The organism is Streptomyces sp. NPDC014907, assembly GCF_055562975.1.
Genome location: NZ_JBVHEG010000001.1, coordinates 430,048 through 445,510, shown reverse-complemented (window position 1 = coordinate 445,510; position 15,463 = coordinate 430,048). Strand labels below are relative to the sequence as shown.

Genomic DNA, 15,463 nt, shown 5'->3' with positions numbered 1-15,463 from the left:
GCGCCCACGACACGCCCCGGAAACCCCCGGCACGGCCCCCGCACGACGACGTGCCCCCTCCGCCCGCCCCCCGGAACGCCCGAAGGGGCACGACCGGCGGGCGGTCGTGCCCCTTCGGAGCGGGGGAAGAAGGTCAGGCCTTCTTCGTCTCCCAGAAGATCCGGTCGATCTCGGCGATGAGCTCCAGCGCCTTCTCGCCCGTCTTCGGGTCCGTCGACGCCTTGGCGGCCGAGAGGGCCTTCAGGGTGTCGTTGACCAGCTGGTTGAGCTGCGGGTACTTCTCGAAGTGCGGGGCCTTGAAGTAGTCGCTCCAGAGCACCGAGACGTGGTGCTTGGCGAGCTCCGCGCGCTGCTCCTTGATGACCGTGGCGCGGGCCCGGAAGTGCGGGTCCTCGTTGGCCTGGTACTTCTCCTGGACGGCCTTGACGGACTCGGCCTCGATACGGGCCTGGGCCGGGTCGTACACGCCGCACGGGAGGTCGCAGTGGGCGCTGACCTTCACCTTGGGGGCAAACAGGCGGGAGAGCATTGAGCCGTCCTTCCTCGTGATCGTCTTCTCAGGTGGGACATTACTCGGTGAGAAGGGCGTTTTCGCGGGCGCCCCCTGGTGCTTAGGCCAAAAGTCCGGGGGCACCGTGGGACTCGTGGACGAGTGGACGGGCGGACGCGCGCGTGCGTACGGTCCGGCCGGGAGGTGGCGTGATGAGGGAACCGGGACGGGAACCGGTGGGCGAGGCCGGTGCTCCGTTCGGGATCGCCGAGGTGACGGGGCTGTCGATGGTGCCCACGCTGCTCCACGGCGATCAGCTGCTCGTGCGCTACGGGGGGCGGCTGCGGCCCGGGGACGTGGCCGTGCTGCGCCATCCGCTCCAGCAGGATCTGCTCATCGTGAAGCGGCTGATCGAGCGACGCGACGGCGGCTGGTGGGTGCTGGGCGACAATCCGGACGCCGAGGGGGACAGCCGGGTCTTCGGAGCCGTACCGCCCGAACTGGTGCTCGGGAGGGTGCGGGCGCGGTACCGGCCGGTGACGCCGGGGCGTCAGCGTTCGGCCGGGACGGTGCTCTCCTGGCTGGTCTCGGCGGTCAGGCCGGTGCGGTCCTCGCGCTCGGCCTCCAGGCGTTTGCGGGCCCGGTAGGCGGCCACGTTGGCGCGGGTCGCGCAGCGGTCCGAGCAGTAGCGCCGGGAGCGGTTGGTGGAGGTGTCCAGGTACGCGTTGCGGCAGGGCGCGGCCTGGCACAGGCCGAGCCGGTCCGCGCCGAACTCGGTCAGGTGGAAGGCGAGCCCCATCGCGCAGATGGCCGCGTACCCCGTGGTCGCGTTCGAGGAGTGATCGGCGAGGTGCATGTGCCACCGGGGGCGGCCCTCCTCGTCGAGGAAGTCGTGGCCCGAGATCTGGGGGCTGACCGGGAACTCCAGGAGGAGCGAGTTGAGGAGGTCGACGGCGCCCGTCTGGTCGCCCTCGTCGGCCGCGGTGAAGACCGCCCGCAGCCGGGTCCGGACCGTGCGGAAGCGGGGCAGGTCCGCCTCGGTGACCCGGCGGGCCATCTGGGACGCCTCGCCGAAGAGTTCCCTGACCGCCTCCACGGAGGTGAGGGAGTCCTTGCTCCGGGCCGGCTCCTCGGTGTTGACCAGGCGCACGGCGAAATCCGAGTAATGGGCCAGTTCCACTTGTAGTCCTTACTTCGGCGGGCTAGGGTCACGAGCAGGAGGGGTAACGGCTGTCTCCCCTCCGAGGGTATTACGAAGTGGGGAGGGCACGGCGATGACCGGAACCGACTGGGCGGCCTGGCAGCAGAGCTGGGACCGTCAGCAGGAGTGGTACATGCCGGACCGCGAGGAGCGGTTCCGCGTGATGCTCGACATGGTCGAGGCGCTGGTGGGGCCGGAGCCCCGCGTCCTCGACCTCGCGTGCGGTACGGGAAGTATCACGGATCGGCTCCTCAAGCGGTTCCCGGAGGCGACCTGTACCGGTGTCGACCTCGACCCCGCCCTCCTCGCCATCGCCGAGGGGTACTTCGCGGGCGACCGGCGCGTCACCTTCGTGACCGCCGACCTCAAGGACCCGCGGTGGACCGCGGCCCTGCCGTACGACTCGTACGACGCGGTCCTCACCGGGAGCGCCCGCAAAACGCACATGCGTGCGGAAGCGGAGTTCGCGCAAGATGGATCGCATGATTACGACGGAGTACGACGGGTGCGGTAAGTGCCTGCTAGGGGTGCGTCGCCTCTCTCGCAAGTCTGACTCCACCAACAGTCCGGAAAAGCAGCTCGGCCAGGTGCTCAGCGCTGTGGAGGCTATCGGCGGGCACGTCATCGCATGGGCGGACGACTGGGAGGTATCGGGTGCGACCGACCCCGTCACACGTCCGAAGCTCGGCCCGTGGCTCCGTGACGAGATGGGCCCGTACGACGGGATCGCCGGCTCGGCGGTCGACCGGATCGGGCGCAACCAGCGGGATGTACTGAACACGGCGTACATGGTCCACGAATCGGGTCGCCTGTTGATTACCTACGGCCACGACGGGCCGTGGAACCTGGACGACCCCGCCGATGAGATGCGGCTCTCCATGGAGTCCTTCGGCGCTCAGATGGAGCTTCGCGCGATCCAGAAGCGCAACCGGGACGAGACGAAGCGGGCGCGCAGCGCTGGACAGCCGAAGCAGAAGCACCGGTACGGGTACCAGTTCGTGCGGCTCATTCCCACGGGCAACGTCGACCGGGTGGAGCTGGACCCCGTGGCTTCCCTCATCCTCCGCGACGTCGCGGAACGCATCCTCACCGACGAGACCGGAACGGTGACCGTCCATACCGAGGCCGCGCGCCTGAATCGCGCGGGCGTGCTGTCGCCTGCCGACCACCGCGCCGTGATGTACGGACGCAAGCCAAAGGGGACCTTGTGGAACGCCAAGGCTCTCAAGCGGATGCTCACCAGCGAAGCGTCCTTGGGCTACCTCATGCACGACGAGCGCCCCGTGATCGGCCCGGACGGGCACGCGGTGCGGATCGCCGATCCGTTGTGGGACCACGCCACCCGTGACGCGCTGATCAGGAAGACCGCTCCGAAGTGGACGGGAACCCGGGCGCCGAAAGGGGTGCGTCTGCTCTCGGGTATCGCGTTCTGCGGTGGGTGCGGTCAGAGGCTCTACATGGTGGCCCGGACGGGACAGAACCCGTCCTATGGCTGCACGGCGCGTACACGTGGCATCCCATCGTCCGTCGGGTGCAAGCCCGCCCCCACCATGTCCGTCCCCATGCTGGACGAGCACGTGTCGGTGTGGTTCCTGGCCGAGTACGGCGACCACCAGGTGATGCGCAAGGAATTCGACCCCGGCACCGGCTACGCCACTCGTATCGCCGAGATCGAAGCGGACCGCACGCGGCTCCGTGGAGACCGGCAGGCGGGTCTGTACGAGTCGGAGAGCGACACCGAGTGGTACCGCACCGAGTACGCCCGGATGACGCGGGAGATCGAAGCTCTCAAGCGGCTCCCTGAACGGCCGGCGGGGATGCGATGGATGCCCCTGGGGCGGACGATTGCTGATGACTGGAAGACCGCCCCGGACGACGTCGCCCGCAGGGAGATCCTGAACGAGTACGACGTACGGGTGACGCTGCACCCGCGTGGTGCCAAGCACCGTGTGAGGGTGACCGGGCTCGACCCGGAGCAGAGGGCGAAAGAACAGCGCACGGCGCGAGACCGCGCCGAGACGGCTGCGTTGGCTGAGTTGGAGGATGCTCCGGACGCCCTCTGATTCCTGACGTTCTTACCCATCGAAGCCCCGGTAGTCCCTCACGGACCGCCGGGGCTTTCTGCTGCCCGCAGCGGGCGGAGCATGACGACATGGTGATTTAGGACTGTTGTTTGTACGAACACAAAAAATAAGAGAGATACCGAAGGCGCCACCAAAATGCCATGCCGTCATGGTCGGCCCCTCGGGAATCTCTCCGTCCCTACTAGGGGCCCTCCTGCCTCTGGCTGGACACATCTCAGTCGCCCGGACAGATTCGGCATGAGAACCTCCACCCGTGGCTACGGAAACCGAGGTCGGAGAGCTGCTGCATCAGCGCGGCTGGCGGACGGCATTCACGGTCCCTGAAAGGGTGAACGCGTGGGCCGCCCTGGTGAGCGCCATCGAGCGCGGCTACGGCGACTACATCCACGAGTACACCAACGACCTGTACTGCCGAAACTGGCTGCACGAGGCGTGGCTCCTGCTGGACGAACACGTCGTCCAGCTCTGGACCCCGCAGATCAAAGCTCTGGACGAGCGGTACAAGGCCGCGACCATCGACGACGACGGCATAGCACTCGACCAGTTCCACAGGCTCCCCGGCCCCGACCTGTGGTGGTGGCGGCGACACCCCCGCATCCTCACCGGAGATCTCGGGCGTTCGCTTCGCTCGGCCGGCGCCATTGGTACCGCCCCGGACACAGTTTGACCCTCAGCCTCACGGGATAACGGGACAGCTCTTAGTCCCGGAAGCAAGTGAAGGCGCGGGACGACGCCCCCCGAGGGGGTGCGGGAATCTCTCCGTCCCTACTACTTCCGAGAGAGGAAGCCGGGACTACCGCGCACCCCGCCGACCCGGAACGGGCGGTCCGAGTGCCCGGCCCTCTCCGATGCTCTGCCCGTGCAGTACGCACCCTCACGGGGTGGCCGCAGTGGTCGTGAGGCAGAGCGCGGGGGATCACACCGCCCACCAGTAACTGCCCCTTGACCGGGGGCGCCGAACGGGGTCGTAAGTCCGTGTGATCCCCCACCGTGTCCGGACCGGCCCCGCCGGCGAGGACGACCAAGCCCACTGACCCAACGGCAGAGGTGCGCGGTACCGGCCCCGCGAGGGAGACCCGGAGGAAACCCGCAGAGTTCCCCGGTTCGAGTCCGGGGGTGGGCACGCCGAGAACGACGACCAGGCCGACGACATCGAGGGGGCGCACATGCGCTGTACCGACTGCCAGGCACCCGCGACCCATCGAGGCCGCTGCGAGACCCACCACGGGGCGTACGAGGACCGTCCGGCCGTCCGGCAGCGTCGAGCACGGGGACGACGCCGAGCGGCCCGGAACGACGCTGCGGCACGGCTCCGCCGGGTCATCGAGCGGAAGGGGACCGCATGGTGTGACTGGTGCCTGAACGACTTCCCCACGGTGGACGTGGACGTGGACCACGTGCGGCCCCTCGCGATGGGAGGGACCGACACGGACGGCAACGTTCAGGTCTTGTGCCGGGGGTGCCACCGGTTCAAGACGAGCACGGAGTTCGGGCGCGCGGTTTAACGCTGCGCCCACCACGTTCCGGCTGCCCCGCCGACTGTTGTAACCACAGCGACGAGCCATCCGGGGATGCGCTGCACAGTCAAGTGAAGTCCACCTAAGCGAAGTTCGATCGCGGGGCGGATGTCGGTCATGGGGTTCATGGCTGCCTGCCTTTCGTCTCAGTTGCGGCGTGCAGTCATGACACCAGTCATTCCGTGGCTCGGGTTCACCGCTGTGAACCCTCGCGGTGAAACTTCCACTCGCTCCCGGGCAGTAGACCTCACCGAAGATCAACAAGGGGGTTCGTCGCATGCCCCGTAGACCCCGCCCCCCGTGCTCGGTACCCGGGTGCCCCGAACTGACGGCCCGTGGTGGTCGGTGTGCCGCTCACGAGCGTGAGGCGAACGCACTGCGGGAGACACCGGGGACGAGTGCGTACGGGCGACGGTGGCCGAACATCCGGCGCCGCTACCTCTATGCCCACCCGTGGTGCGTGCTGTGCGGCAGGCCGGCGACGGTGGCCGACCACTTCCCCGACTCGCGTCGTTCGCTGCTGTCTCGGGGCGTGACCGATCCGGACGCGTGGTCTCGGCTCCGTCCGCTGTGCACGTCGTGCCACTCGCGGGAGACGGCGAAGCATCAGCCCGGCGGGTTCGCTGCCGAGCACCGGTCCCAGCGCGAGGCCGAGCGCCCGCCGTTCTGACCGACCAGGGGGACTCCCCCTGCCCCTCGCCTGATTGCACGGCAGGGAGGCAAAGAACTCGCATGGCTCATTTGAGCGTTTCTGTGGAGAGCCATGCGCTGATCGATTAACCAATTATGGAAGGAATTTACTTGACTCTCACTCTTGCCGAATCGGCCAAGCTCACCCTTGACCAGCTTCAGCGCGGCGTAATTGAGACGTTCGTTCAGGAGTCGTCGATTCTCGACCGGCTTCCCCTTGTTCAGGTGGAGGGAAGCGCGTTCAAGTACAACGAGGAGTCCAGCCTTCCCGGTGTGGCCTTCCGTGCGATCAACGAGGCGTACCCGGAGAGCACCGGAACGCTGAACCAGCGCATTGAAACCCTGGCCATTCTGGGTGGCGACGCGGACGTGGACAAGTTTATCGTCCAGACGCGCGGAAACCTCAACGATCAGCGTGCGATTCAGACCCACATGAAGGTAAAAGCCGCTTCTATCCACTTCGCCGACCAGTTCTTCAACGGAGACGTCGAGGTGAACCCGAAGGGGTTCGACGGTCTGCGCAAGCGGCTGGTTGGGCGCCAGGTCATCGATGCCAAGGGCAAGGGCGCAGTCACCCACGGGCACGACTTCTTCGATCTGCTCGACACCCTGACGAGCCAGGTGCGTAGCATCGACGGCAAGAATGGCGCGCTCTACATGAACGCCGCGCTGCGTGCCAAGATCGCATCCGGTTTCCGGCGGCTCGGTGGCAGTGAGCTGCTGAGCACGGACATCGGCGGAAAGCCCACGGTCATGTGGAACGGCATTCCGCTGCTGGACGCCGGCCAGCGTCTCGACGGCACGGACGTGCTGCCGCTGACGACCGGGGCCGGTGGTGCGGAGACTGGTGACATCTACGCTGTCCGCTTTGGTGCGACCGAGGCGGACGCCGGTGTCTCAGGACTTACCAACGGTGGCGTTCAGGTCACCGATTTGGGCGAGTCCCATGACAAGCCGGTCTACCGAACTCGTATCGACTTCTACTGTGGCATCGCACTCTTCGGCGGCAAGGCAGCCGCACGCCTCACCGGCGTACTGAACGGCTGATGTGCCAATGTGCAGACTTCCCCGCGCTTGCTACCTTCCCCGGGTGGCGAGTGCGGGGATTTTTTCGTTTCACTGGGGAATCAGCCTTCTTGGGGTCACCAAGCGGGCTTGCTCGAACAGATCCCTTGCCGCATGGTTCTTCAAGTAAGGCCGAATCCGACTATGCATGGCTGTGATGTTGCGGTCGCACTGCCCGGATTGGACGAGTGGGTATATCTCCAGGACGCGACCCCAAGTTTTGCACGCCGCCTCCAAGTGTCCGATCTCTAGTTGACGTTCGGCAAGCATGGATAGATAGCGAATGCTTGTGCGTCGAAACGTGCTAGGGCGAAGACGATCTGATTCCTCCAGTGAGTGGATGGATCCGGCCAGGTCTCCCAGTTCGTAACGTACTTGGCCGACGTGATAGGCCAGCGATGAAGGGTTGTAGGACCCGAACGTCTTCGACTGTGACTCGGCCTTTTCCATCGCAGTCTCTGCTTCCCGGATGTGCTGTAGGGCCATGCGCCTGTTGCCTTCTTGTGCAGCAGCGTGGGCCTGCTGTCCGGCGAGGAACGCGCGCATTCGGGGGCCTGCCTGAGGTGAAGCGGCGGCGGCAGCGTCAGCAAGTCGCAATGCCTCAGCCCCATGTCTGAGGTCTACGGCTTGCACGCTCATCCCGCGCAGTGTGGTGCAAAAGGTTAGATGATCCTCGGATGCCCCGGCGAGTTCGAGTGCCTTGAGGTAATAGTGCTGCGCCATTCCGTGGACACCCTCGTCCACGGCCATGTACCCCGCGAGGTATGCGAGATCCGACGCGGCAGCCATCATCGCCTTGCGAACATCTGCCGGCGCGTCGGCGCGCAGATAAGGTCCCACGGTATTGACCAGATAGGCGGCTGCCATGGGCCGGGCCGTTCGACCGCCGAACTGGTCATCAATGTCCGAGAGTCGTTCAGTCATGGCGATGACCGATTGAACGTCGGACATTCCTATGCGCTGCGTTTCACCCTTTTGGACGGCGTCCATTCGGCCAATCACGTCCGGCCAGTTGGGAACGGTGAGGGCGACAGAGAACAGACCTACTCCAAGCACACTCCGGCGCGATGGGTCCATGTCCTGCCTCCCCAGGTCTAGCAGTCCTTCCACGGTACTGGGGAGGGTGCTCGACTCTTCGGTGGGAGGGGCCGGGAAACCCGCCTCGCTGCGTGTGACAGGTCTGCCGAGTTTCCGGGCCAATGCTTCCAAGATCAACGGGCGGACGGTCTCTTTCGGCATGTGGCCGTTGAGCCACTGGTGCACCGAGGGCTCTCGGTATTTGAGAGGCGTTCCTTGCTCAGTCCCCAGCTTGTTGACCTCTTGGGCGAACTGGCGGAGCGTCCACCCGGTTTCCCGGTGCAGTCGGGAAAGCGCCGCGTTGGGACTGGTCACCGGTCATCAACTCCCCGCGTCTTCAGGCCGCTTAAAGCTCTTAAGTCCTGGTGCTGTCGCAACGGTACCTCTCGGCTGTGGTTACGCGGTTGCCTTCTGTGAGCAGCCGAACGAGCACGAGAGGTGCAGCCATGAGCAGCCCTGAGAGCGCACGTGAGCACCCCCGGGACTGGGAGGCGGGGGAAACGGTACTGGACGTCTCCACGGGCCGCGTGGGCCGCGTTATGGGCCACGTGGGACCGCGCTACCAACTTCGCCCGCTGAACGGTGGTCGGGAGTGGGAGGCGGATCCGGCGAACCTGCGGGAGGCGTACCAGTCGGACGCCCTGAGCGCCGCTGTGGTCACGGCCAACACGAGCCAGCGGATAAGGGAGCGGATGTGAGAGGCGGTCCCAGGTTCACCCCCGAGCAGCGCGCGGAGATCGACGCCGGATTGGTGCGCATCCTCGCGGAGCGGGAGGCCCGGGAGTGGGAGGCGGCCATATGGCGTGCGGCTCCCGTCCTCGTTCGGAGCGCTGCGGAACAGCTCACCCCAACCAAGGAGGCACAGCCATGACGGCAACCGCGAACGACCTTCGGACCGGCCGCGCGCTGGTCAGCTCGGACCTGTTCGACAGCATCGCCGAGTTCACCGTGACCCACTTCGGCTACGACCGCGACAAGGCGGAGCGCGCCACGGATCAGGCACTCGCGTTCCTCGCCACGGTCGGCACGGCCACGGTGAAGATGGTCCCGAGCGACGACGTGGACGGCGCGCTTCACTCGTTCATCCTGCACACCGCCGACTACCGCGAGTTCTGCGACAAGTACGCGGGCCGGTTCCTGGAGCACAACCCGCGCCCCGGCGGCGGAGGCCGGGTCCTGGAGGAGGTACAGGCGACCGCCCACGCGATCAAGGCCAACGGGTTCATGGTCCTGGACGACCTGTGGACCGTGAACGGCGAGAACGCGGCACAGTGCGACTCGGACTGCGGGCGCGACTACCGGGCCGCTTAACCGCCGGCTCGGCCACACAGAGGAAGGGGTCGGCCCTCAACTACGAGGGTCGGCCCCGCTGTTGGAAGGCTAATCATGATCTTTGAAGGTCCGTACGATCCGCCGTCCGGTGGGCTGCAACTCCTGAATCCGGGCCCCGCCGAACTGGTGCTCAACCGGCGTGGATCGTCCGTGTGGAAGGTCGAGACCGAGGCCGGTCCCTACGCGGTGAAAGTCGGCTATCCGAGCCGGACGCACGCATGGACCGCGCTTGCCCCCGCCCGTGAGGCGGCCGTCCTGCGTCAGCTCACCCATGAGCGGATTTTCAGCGGGGAGTGGGAAAACGGCACGTGGGGCGCGCAGCCGTGGCGACGCGGGGACAGCCTCTATGACCGGTGGGCACCCTGCCGGAAGGGGGAGGCTCAACCCGATCTCGGAGAAGCCCTGTCCTGCGCTGTCGCCCTGTCGGGACTGCACGGCAGGGGGTGGGTGCACGGGGACGTTCAACCCGCACACTTCCTCGTGGGGGAGGCGGGCGGCGCGTTCCTGATCGATCTTGCGCTGTCCAGCGGCGGACGGGTTCCCCGCGCCTACGACTTCCCGTACCGGGGCTGTCTCGTCCACTACGAAGCACCGGAGATCTCAGCCAGCGTGTTGGATACGGGAACGGCCACGCCGACACAGGAAGCGGACGTGTACGCGCTGGGGGCGGCGCTGTTCATCAGTGCAACGGGGTGGCGGCACGTGGCCTATCCGGACGACGCGTCCCGGGACGAGCAGAGGCGTGCCATTGTGGCGGGTCCGCACCGGCCCGTGCGTGTCCGGGGACCGCTGGGAGGTCTCATCCTCCACATGCTCAGCCATGCGCCCGCCGACCGGCCCACCAGCGCCGAGGTCTGCGAAAGGTTGAGCGCAGCTCTGTAGGCGACCGCCGACAGGTCCCGTCCGAGCCTGCTCCAGAAGGCATGGACGGGGCTCTGCTGTGCCCGGACAGGCTCCTTGGCTAGAGTGTGTGTTTAGAGGGTGTTCCTGACCGCCACCGCCCTCCACTGGCTCCACAGCGAACCCCTCGCGGCCCTCTACGGGCAGATCTCCGGGCTCGTCCGCGACGGCGGCGTCTTCATGAACGCCGACCACATGACCGACGAGACCACTCCCCGGATCAACGCCGCCGAGCGCGCGCGGCGGCACGCCCGGATGGACCGCGAGAAGGCCGCCGGAGTCCTCGACTGGGCCGACTGGTGGGCCCTCGCCGCCGCGGACCCCGTCCTGGCCGGGCCCACCGCCCGCCGCTTCGCGATCTACGGCGAGCACGCCGACGGCGACACGCCCTCGCCGCGCTGGCACGCCGACGCCCTCCGCGCCGCCGGCTTCGGCGAGGCCCGGCCCGTCTGGGCCTCGCCCTCCGACACCCTGCTCCTCGCCGTGAAGTAGCCGGGTACGGGGAAGGGGCGGTACGGAGCCTTCCGTACCGCCCCTTCCCGCGCGCCTCGGGACACCTCCGCGCGCCTCAGGACACCGGGGCGCCTCCGCGGCGCCGCGGAGGCGCCCCCGCGCGCCTCACAGCACCTTGGACAGGAACGCCTTCGTCCGGTCGTGCTGCGGATTGCCCAGGACGTCGCGCGGGTTGCCCGACTCGACCACCACGCCGCCGTCCATGAAGACCAGCGAGTCGCCGACCTCGCGGGCGAAGCCCATCTCGTGCGTGACGACGATCATCGTCATGCCCGACTCGGCCAGGTCACGCATGACGTCGAGGACGTCGCCCACCAGCTCCGGGTCGAGCGCCGAGGTCGGCTCGTCGAAGAGCATCAGCTTCGGCTCCATCGCCAGCGCGCGGGCGATGGCCACGCGCTGCTGCTGGCCGCCGGAGAGCTGCGCGGGATAGTTGCCCATCTTGTCGCGCAGGCCGACCCGGTCGAGCAGGCGCTCGGCGCGCTCGCGCGCCACCGCCTTCGACTCGCCCTTCACCTGGAGGGGCGCCTCCATGACGTTGGCCAGGGCCGTCATGTGCGGGAAGAGGTTGAAGCGCTGGAAGACCATGCCGATGTCGCGGCGCTGGAGCGCGACCTCGCTGTCCTTCAGCTCGTGGAGCTTGTCGCCCTTCTGGCGGTACCCCACCAGCTGTCCGTCGACCGAGAGCCGTCCGGCGTCGATCCGCTCCAGGTGGTTGATGCAGCGCAGGAAGGTCGACTTGCCGGAGCCGGACGGGCCGACCAGACAGAAGACCTCGCCGTTGCGCACCTCCAGGTCGATGCCGCGGAGGATGTGGGCGGCGCCGTAGGACTTGTGGACGCCCTCGGCCTTGACCATGGGCTCGCCGGTCATCCGGTCACCGCCGATCGCTTGAAGGTGGTCAGGTTCGCACGGACCCGCTGCCAGGGGGTGGGCGGCAGGCTGCGCGTGGAACCGCGGGAGAAACGGCGCTCCAGGTAGTACTGGCCGACGCTGAACACGCTGGTCAGGGCCAGGTACCAGAGGGAGGCGACGAAGAGCATCTCCATCACGGCGCCGGCCGTGTTGCCGATGTTCGAGGAGGCCCGCAGCACCTCGGTGTACTGCACGGCCGAGACCAGCGACGAGGTCTTGAGCATGTTGATGAACTCGTTGCCCGTCGGCGGCACGATCACCCGCATGGCCTGCGGCAGCACGACCCGGCGCATCGTCTTCGCCTGGGACATGCCCAGCGCGTGCGCCGCCTCGGTCTGGCCCTCGTCCACCGACTGGATGCCGGCCCGGACGATCTCCGCCATGTAGGCGCCCTCGTTCAGGCCGAGGCCGAGCAGGGCCACCATGAACGGCGTCATGACGTCCACGGTCTCGTTCTTGTAGATCGGCCCGAGGTCGATGTACTGGAAGATCAGCGACAGGTTGAACCAGACGAGCAGCTGCACGTAGACCGGCGTGCCGCGGAAGAACCAGATGTAGAGCCAGGCCACCGCGCCGGTGACCGGGTTCCTGGAGAGCCGCATCACGGCGAAGAGGACGCCGAGGACGAGTCCCAGCGCCATGGAGGCGACGCTGATGAGGACCGTGGACCACAGGCCGCTGAGGACCGAGGGGTCGAACAGCTTGTCCCACACCGTGTCCCAGATGATGTTGCCCTGGGAGAAGGCGTAGGCGAGCCAGCCGAGGAGGACGACGACCACCACGGCGCTGACCCAGCGCCCGTAGTGCCGTACGGGAACGGCCTTGATCGCCTCGTAGGGGACGCCCGTGGCGCCGGTCCCGGCCGGAGCGGCGGCCGGGACCTTGCGGATCTTGTCAGTCATGACGACTGCCCTTCAGTGGAGCGGGGAGCCAGTGGAGCGGGGCGGTCACTTGCCGGCGTTGATCGTGGCCGACTTGACCGCGCTGTCCTCGACGTCCCACTTCTTCAGGACCTCCGCGTAGGAGCCGTCCTTGATGATCGCGTCGAGGGCTTCCTTGATCGCGTCGCGCAGCTGGGGCTTCGTCTTGGAGACGCCGATGCCGAAGAGGCCGACGTCGCTCTGGCTGCCGACGACCTCGAAGTCCTTGCCGCCGCCCGAGGTCTTCGCGATGTACGCGGCGACCGGGTAGTCGTTCAGGTCGGCGACCGCGCCGCCCGCCTTGACGCGGGTCTGGGCCTCGGCGTCGCTGTCGAAGGCCTGGATGGTCAGCTTCTTGTCGCCGCACTTGGTGGCCTGCGCCTTGAAGGTGTCCTCGTAGATCGTGCCGCGCTGGACGGCCACGGTCTTGCCGCAGAGGTCGTCGAGGGAGTTGACGCCCTGCGGGTTGCCCTTCTTGACCAGGAGGGAGACGCCGGAGCTGAAGTAGTCGACGAAGTCGACGCCCTTGCCGATCTTCTTCCCGTTGTCGTCCAGGCCCTCCTGGCGCTTCTTGTTGTCGGTCATGGAGGACATGACCAGGTCCTGGCGGCCGGAGTCGAGCGAGGTGATCAGGCCGTCGAAGGTGCCCGAGGCGAACTCGAACCTGACGCCCAGCTGCTTGCCGAGGGCCTGGGCCAGGTCCGGGTCGACACCGACGATCTTGCCGCCCTCGGTGAACTCCATGGGGGCGTACGAGGCGTCCGTGCCGACCTTGATCACGCCGGCCTTCTGGATGTCGGCCGGGAGCTTGGAGAAGAGCGGGGCCGCGTTGGAGGGCGAGCCGCCCTCCTTCGTCGTGCCGCCCTCGGTCTGGTCGCCACAGGCGGTCAGCAGCATGGAGCCGGCGACCGCGATGGCGGCGACCGCGGCAAGACGGGAGGTGCGGGTCTTGGCGGCGGTCGTACAGCGCGTGGAGCGTGCGGTCATGGTCGGGTTCCTCCGGCGTGTGAGGGGGTGCCAGACGGCCACGTACTCACCTTTGAGTGTCGTGGCCTTGTGCGATTACGGCATCTTGCCATTCGGACTGCTCCGAAAAGGCGGCCGTGGATGTCAAAATCGGATAACGGGTGACTTCCGAAACCCGACAGGCCGGTACATCAGGGCCGGATCTTCTTCGGTATATCCCTCCCGGTGCCGAAGGATCTCCTCCTTGTCTCACCATTCGAGCGAGAAGAAGGGTGCCAATCGGAGAGGGAGCGCATCTATCGGGACATCATGTGACGTGTCGCTCTCCGTCCCCGTCCGGATGCGCTCGGTATGAGTCGCGTCACCGAGCGGTCATGGACTCGTCTGCGGTGCCGTCCGTCCGGTAAGAAGGACCCTTACACCCCTCATCCGGGGCTCAGGGCGCGTTGTGCGGCGTGCCCGAGCGGCTGCCCGACAAGGCGGCCGCGGTGCCTCCCCACCCCTCCTCAACCGGGAGCGGCCACCCTCAAATGAAACAGACTTAAGGGGTCAACCCAATGGCAGCGGAGATCGTCAATCCTCGCAATGACAGCGGTACGGAAGGAGCTCCCGAGGAGCCCTTCGATCCTGTCTTCGCCCTCCACCGGGGCGGCAAGATGGCCGTGCAGGCCACCGTCCCCCTGCGGGACAGGGACGACCTGTCCCTCGCGTACACGCCCGGCGTCGCCAAGGTGTGCACCGCGATCGCCGAGCAGCCCGAGCTGGTCAACGACTACACCTGGAAGTCCCAGGTCGTCGCGGTCGTGACCGACGGCACGGCGGTGCTCGGCCTCGGCGACATCGGCCCGGAGGCCTCCCTCCCGGTCATGGAGGGGAAGGCCATCCTCTTCAAGCAGTTCGGCGGCGTGGACGCGGTCCCGCTCGCCCTCGCCACCACCGACACCGACGAGATCGTCGAGACCGTCGTCCGGCTCGCCCCGTCCTTCGGCGGAGTGAACCTGGAGGACATCTCGGCCCCGCGGTGCTTCGAGATCGAGCGCAAGCTCCAGGAGCGCCTCGACATCCCCGTCTTCCACGACGACCAGCACGGCACCGCCATCGTCACCCTCGCCGCCCTGCGCAACGCGGCGAAGCTGACCGGCCGGACCCTCGGCGACCTGCGCGCCGTCATCTCCGGCGCCGGCGCGGCCGGGGTCGCCATCGCCAAGTTCCTCCTGGAGGCCGGCCTCGGTGACGTCGCCGTCGCCGACCGCAAGGGCATCGTCAGCCGCGACCGCGAGGACCTCACGGACGTCAAGCGCGAGCTGGCCGAGCTCACCAACAAGGCCGGCCTGACCGGCTCCCTGGAGAGTGCCCTCGCCGGCGCCGACGTCTTCATCGGCGTCTCCGGCGGCACGGTCCCCGAGGCCGCGGTCGCCGCCATGGCGCCGAACTCCTTCGTGTTCGCGATGGCCAACCCGAACCCCGAGGTCCACCCCGACGTCGCGCACAAGTACGCGGCCGTCGTGGCGACCGGCCGTTCGGACTACCCGAACCAGATCAACAACGTCCTCGCCTTCCCGGGCATCTTCGCCGGGGCGCTCCAGGTCCGGGCCTCCCGGATCACCGAGGGCATGAAGATCGCCGCGGCCGACGCGATCGCGGACGTGGTCGCCGACCGGCTCGCCGCCGACTGCGTGATCCCGTCGCCGTTCGACGAGCGGGTCGCCCCGGCCGTCGCGGCCGCGGTGGCCGCCGCCGCCCGCGCCGAGGGCGTCGCCCGCCGCTGACGCGGTCCCGGCACCGGCACGCCG

Annotated in this window: 14 protein-coding genes and 2 pseudogenes; 10 read left to right on the top strand and 6 right to left on the bottom strand. The window is 67.7% G+C overall.

Annotated features, from left to right (window positions below; genetic code table 11):
* Positions 1–133: 133 nt before the first annotated feature.
* Complete coding sequence (gene sodN, locus ACZ3IL_RS01905) at positions 134–529, bottom strand: superoxide dismutase, Ni (protein ID WP_467385606.1); 396 nt, start codon at positions 527–529, stop codon at positions 134–136.
* 173 nt (positions 530–702) lie between these two features.
* Between sodN and sodX the strand changes: the two genes are divergently transcribed.
* On the top strand, positions 703–1,137 hold the full coding sequence (gene sodX / locus ACZ3IL_RS01900) for a nickel-type superoxide dismutase maturation protease (protein ID WP_467385605.1): 435 nt from the start codon (positions 703–705) through the stop codon (positions 1,135–1,137).
* On the opposite strand, the gene ACZ3IL_RS01895 is transcribed toward sodX, so the two are convergent.
* Positions 1,041–1,670, bottom strand: coding sequence for a CGNR zinc finger domain-containing protein (locus ACZ3IL_RS01895; protein ID WP_467385604.1), 630 nt, complete (start codon positions 1,668–1,670; stop codon positions 1,041–1,043). The genes sodX and ACZ3IL_RS01895 overlap by 97 nt on opposite strands.
* A 94-nt stretch (positions 1,671–1,764) precedes the next feature.
* Between ACZ3IL_RS01895 and ACZ3IL_RS01890 the strand changes: the two are divergent.
* From ACZ3IL_RS01890 to ACZ3IL_RS01870, 5 genes and pseudogenes are all read left to right on the top strand, one after another.
* Positions 1,765–2,124 (top strand): annotated as a pseudogene (locus tag ACZ3IL_RS01890) (class I SAM-dependent methyltransferase); the annotation flags it as partial.
* Between the two features lie 49 nt (positions 2,125–2,173).
* Positions 2,174–3,754: a recombinase family protein gene (locus ACZ3IL_RS01885; RefSeq protein WP_467385603.1), complete on the top strand. Its 1,581-nt coding sequence runs from the start codon at positions 2,174–2,176 to the stop codon at positions 3,752–3,754.
* Positions 3,755–4,028: 274 nt separating this feature from the next.
* On the top strand, positions 4,029–4,442 hold the full coding sequence (locus tag ACZ3IL_RS01880; protein WP_467385602.1) for a hypothetical protein: 414 nt from the start codon (positions 4,029–4,031) through the stop codon (positions 4,440–4,442).
* Positions 4,443–4,941: 499 nt separating this feature from the next.
* Positions 4,942–5,280 carry an HNH endonuclease gene (locus ACZ3IL_RS01875; protein WP_467385601.1) on the top strand — a complete coding sequence of 113 codons (339 nt, stop codon included), beginning with the start codon at positions 4,942–4,944 and terminating at the stop codon, positions 5,278–5,280.
* An 813-nt stretch (positions 5,281–6,093) separates the two neighbouring features.
* Positions 6,094–7,029, top strand: coding sequence for a major capsid protein (locus tag ACZ3IL_RS01870; protein WP_467385600.1), 936 nt, complete (start codon positions 6,094–6,096; stop codon positions 7,027–7,029).
* Positions 7,030–7,098: 69 nt separating this feature from the next.
* On the opposite strand, the gene ACZ3IL_RS01865 is transcribed toward ACZ3IL_RS01870, so the two are convergent.
* Entirely contained in the window at positions 7,099–8,439 is a 1,341-nt protein-coding gene (locus tag ACZ3IL_RS01865) for a tetratricopeptide repeat protein (RefSeq protein ID WP_467385599.1), read from the bottom strand.
* 552 nt (positions 8,440–8,991) lie between these two features.
* Between ACZ3IL_RS01865 and ACZ3IL_RS01860 the strand changes: the two genes are divergently transcribed.
* The 3 genes and pseudogenes from ACZ3IL_RS01860 to ACZ3IL_RS01850 form a co-directional block, all read left to right on the top strand.
* The gene (locus ACZ3IL_RS01860) at positions 8,992–9,435 is read left to right on the top strand and encodes a glycine-rich domain-containing protein (RefSeq protein WP_467385598.1); all 444 of its coding nucleotides are present in this window, start codon (positions 8,992–8,994) and stop codon (positions 9,433–9,435) included.
* Positions 9,436–9,510: 75 nt separating this feature from the next.
* On the top strand, positions 9,511–10,338 hold the full coding sequence (locus ACZ3IL_RS01855; protein WP_467385597.1) for a protein kinase family protein: 828 nt from the start codon (positions 9,511–9,513) through the stop codon (positions 10,336–10,338).
* A gap of 105 nt (positions 10,339–10,443) precedes the next feature.
* Positions 10,444–10,848 (top strand): annotated as a pseudogene (locus tag ACZ3IL_RS01850) (SAM-dependent methyltransferase); the annotation flags it as partial.
* A 126-nt stretch (positions 10,849–10,974) separates the two neighbouring features.
* Here ACZ3IL_RS01850 and ACZ3IL_RS01845 read toward each other — a convergent pair.
* Genes ACZ3IL_RS01845 through ACZ3IL_RS01835 form a run of 3 tightly spaced genes read right to left on the bottom strand, consistent with a single transcriptional unit; the run spans position 10,975 to position 13,691 of the window.
* Positions 10,975–11,742, bottom strand: coding sequence for an amino acid ABC transporter ATP-binding protein (locus ACZ3IL_RS01845; protein ID WP_467385596.1), 768 nt, complete (start codon positions 11,740–11,742; stop codon positions 10,975–10,977).
* Entirely contained in the window at positions 11,739–12,686 is a 948-nt protein-coding gene (locus ACZ3IL_RS01840) for an amino acid ABC transporter permease (protein WP_467385595.1), read from the bottom strand. The genes ACZ3IL_RS01845 and ACZ3IL_RS01840 overlap by 4 nt, the downstream gene beginning before the upstream one ends.
* Before the next feature lie 45 nt (positions 12,687–12,731).
* Positions 12,732–13,691, bottom strand: coding sequence for an ABC transporter substrate-binding protein (locus ACZ3IL_RS01835; RefSeq protein ID WP_467385594.1), 960 nt, complete (start codon positions 13,689–13,691; stop codon positions 12,732–12,734).
* Positions 13,692–14,227: 536 nt separating this feature from the next.
* On the opposite strand from ACZ3IL_RS01835, the gene ACZ3IL_RS01830 reads away from it, so the two are divergent.
* Entirely contained in the window at positions 14,228–15,439 is a 1,212-nt protein-coding gene (locus ACZ3IL_RS01830; protein ID WP_467385593.1) for an NAD(P)-dependent malic enzyme, read from the top strand.
* Positions 15,440–15,463: the final 24 nt, after the last annotated feature.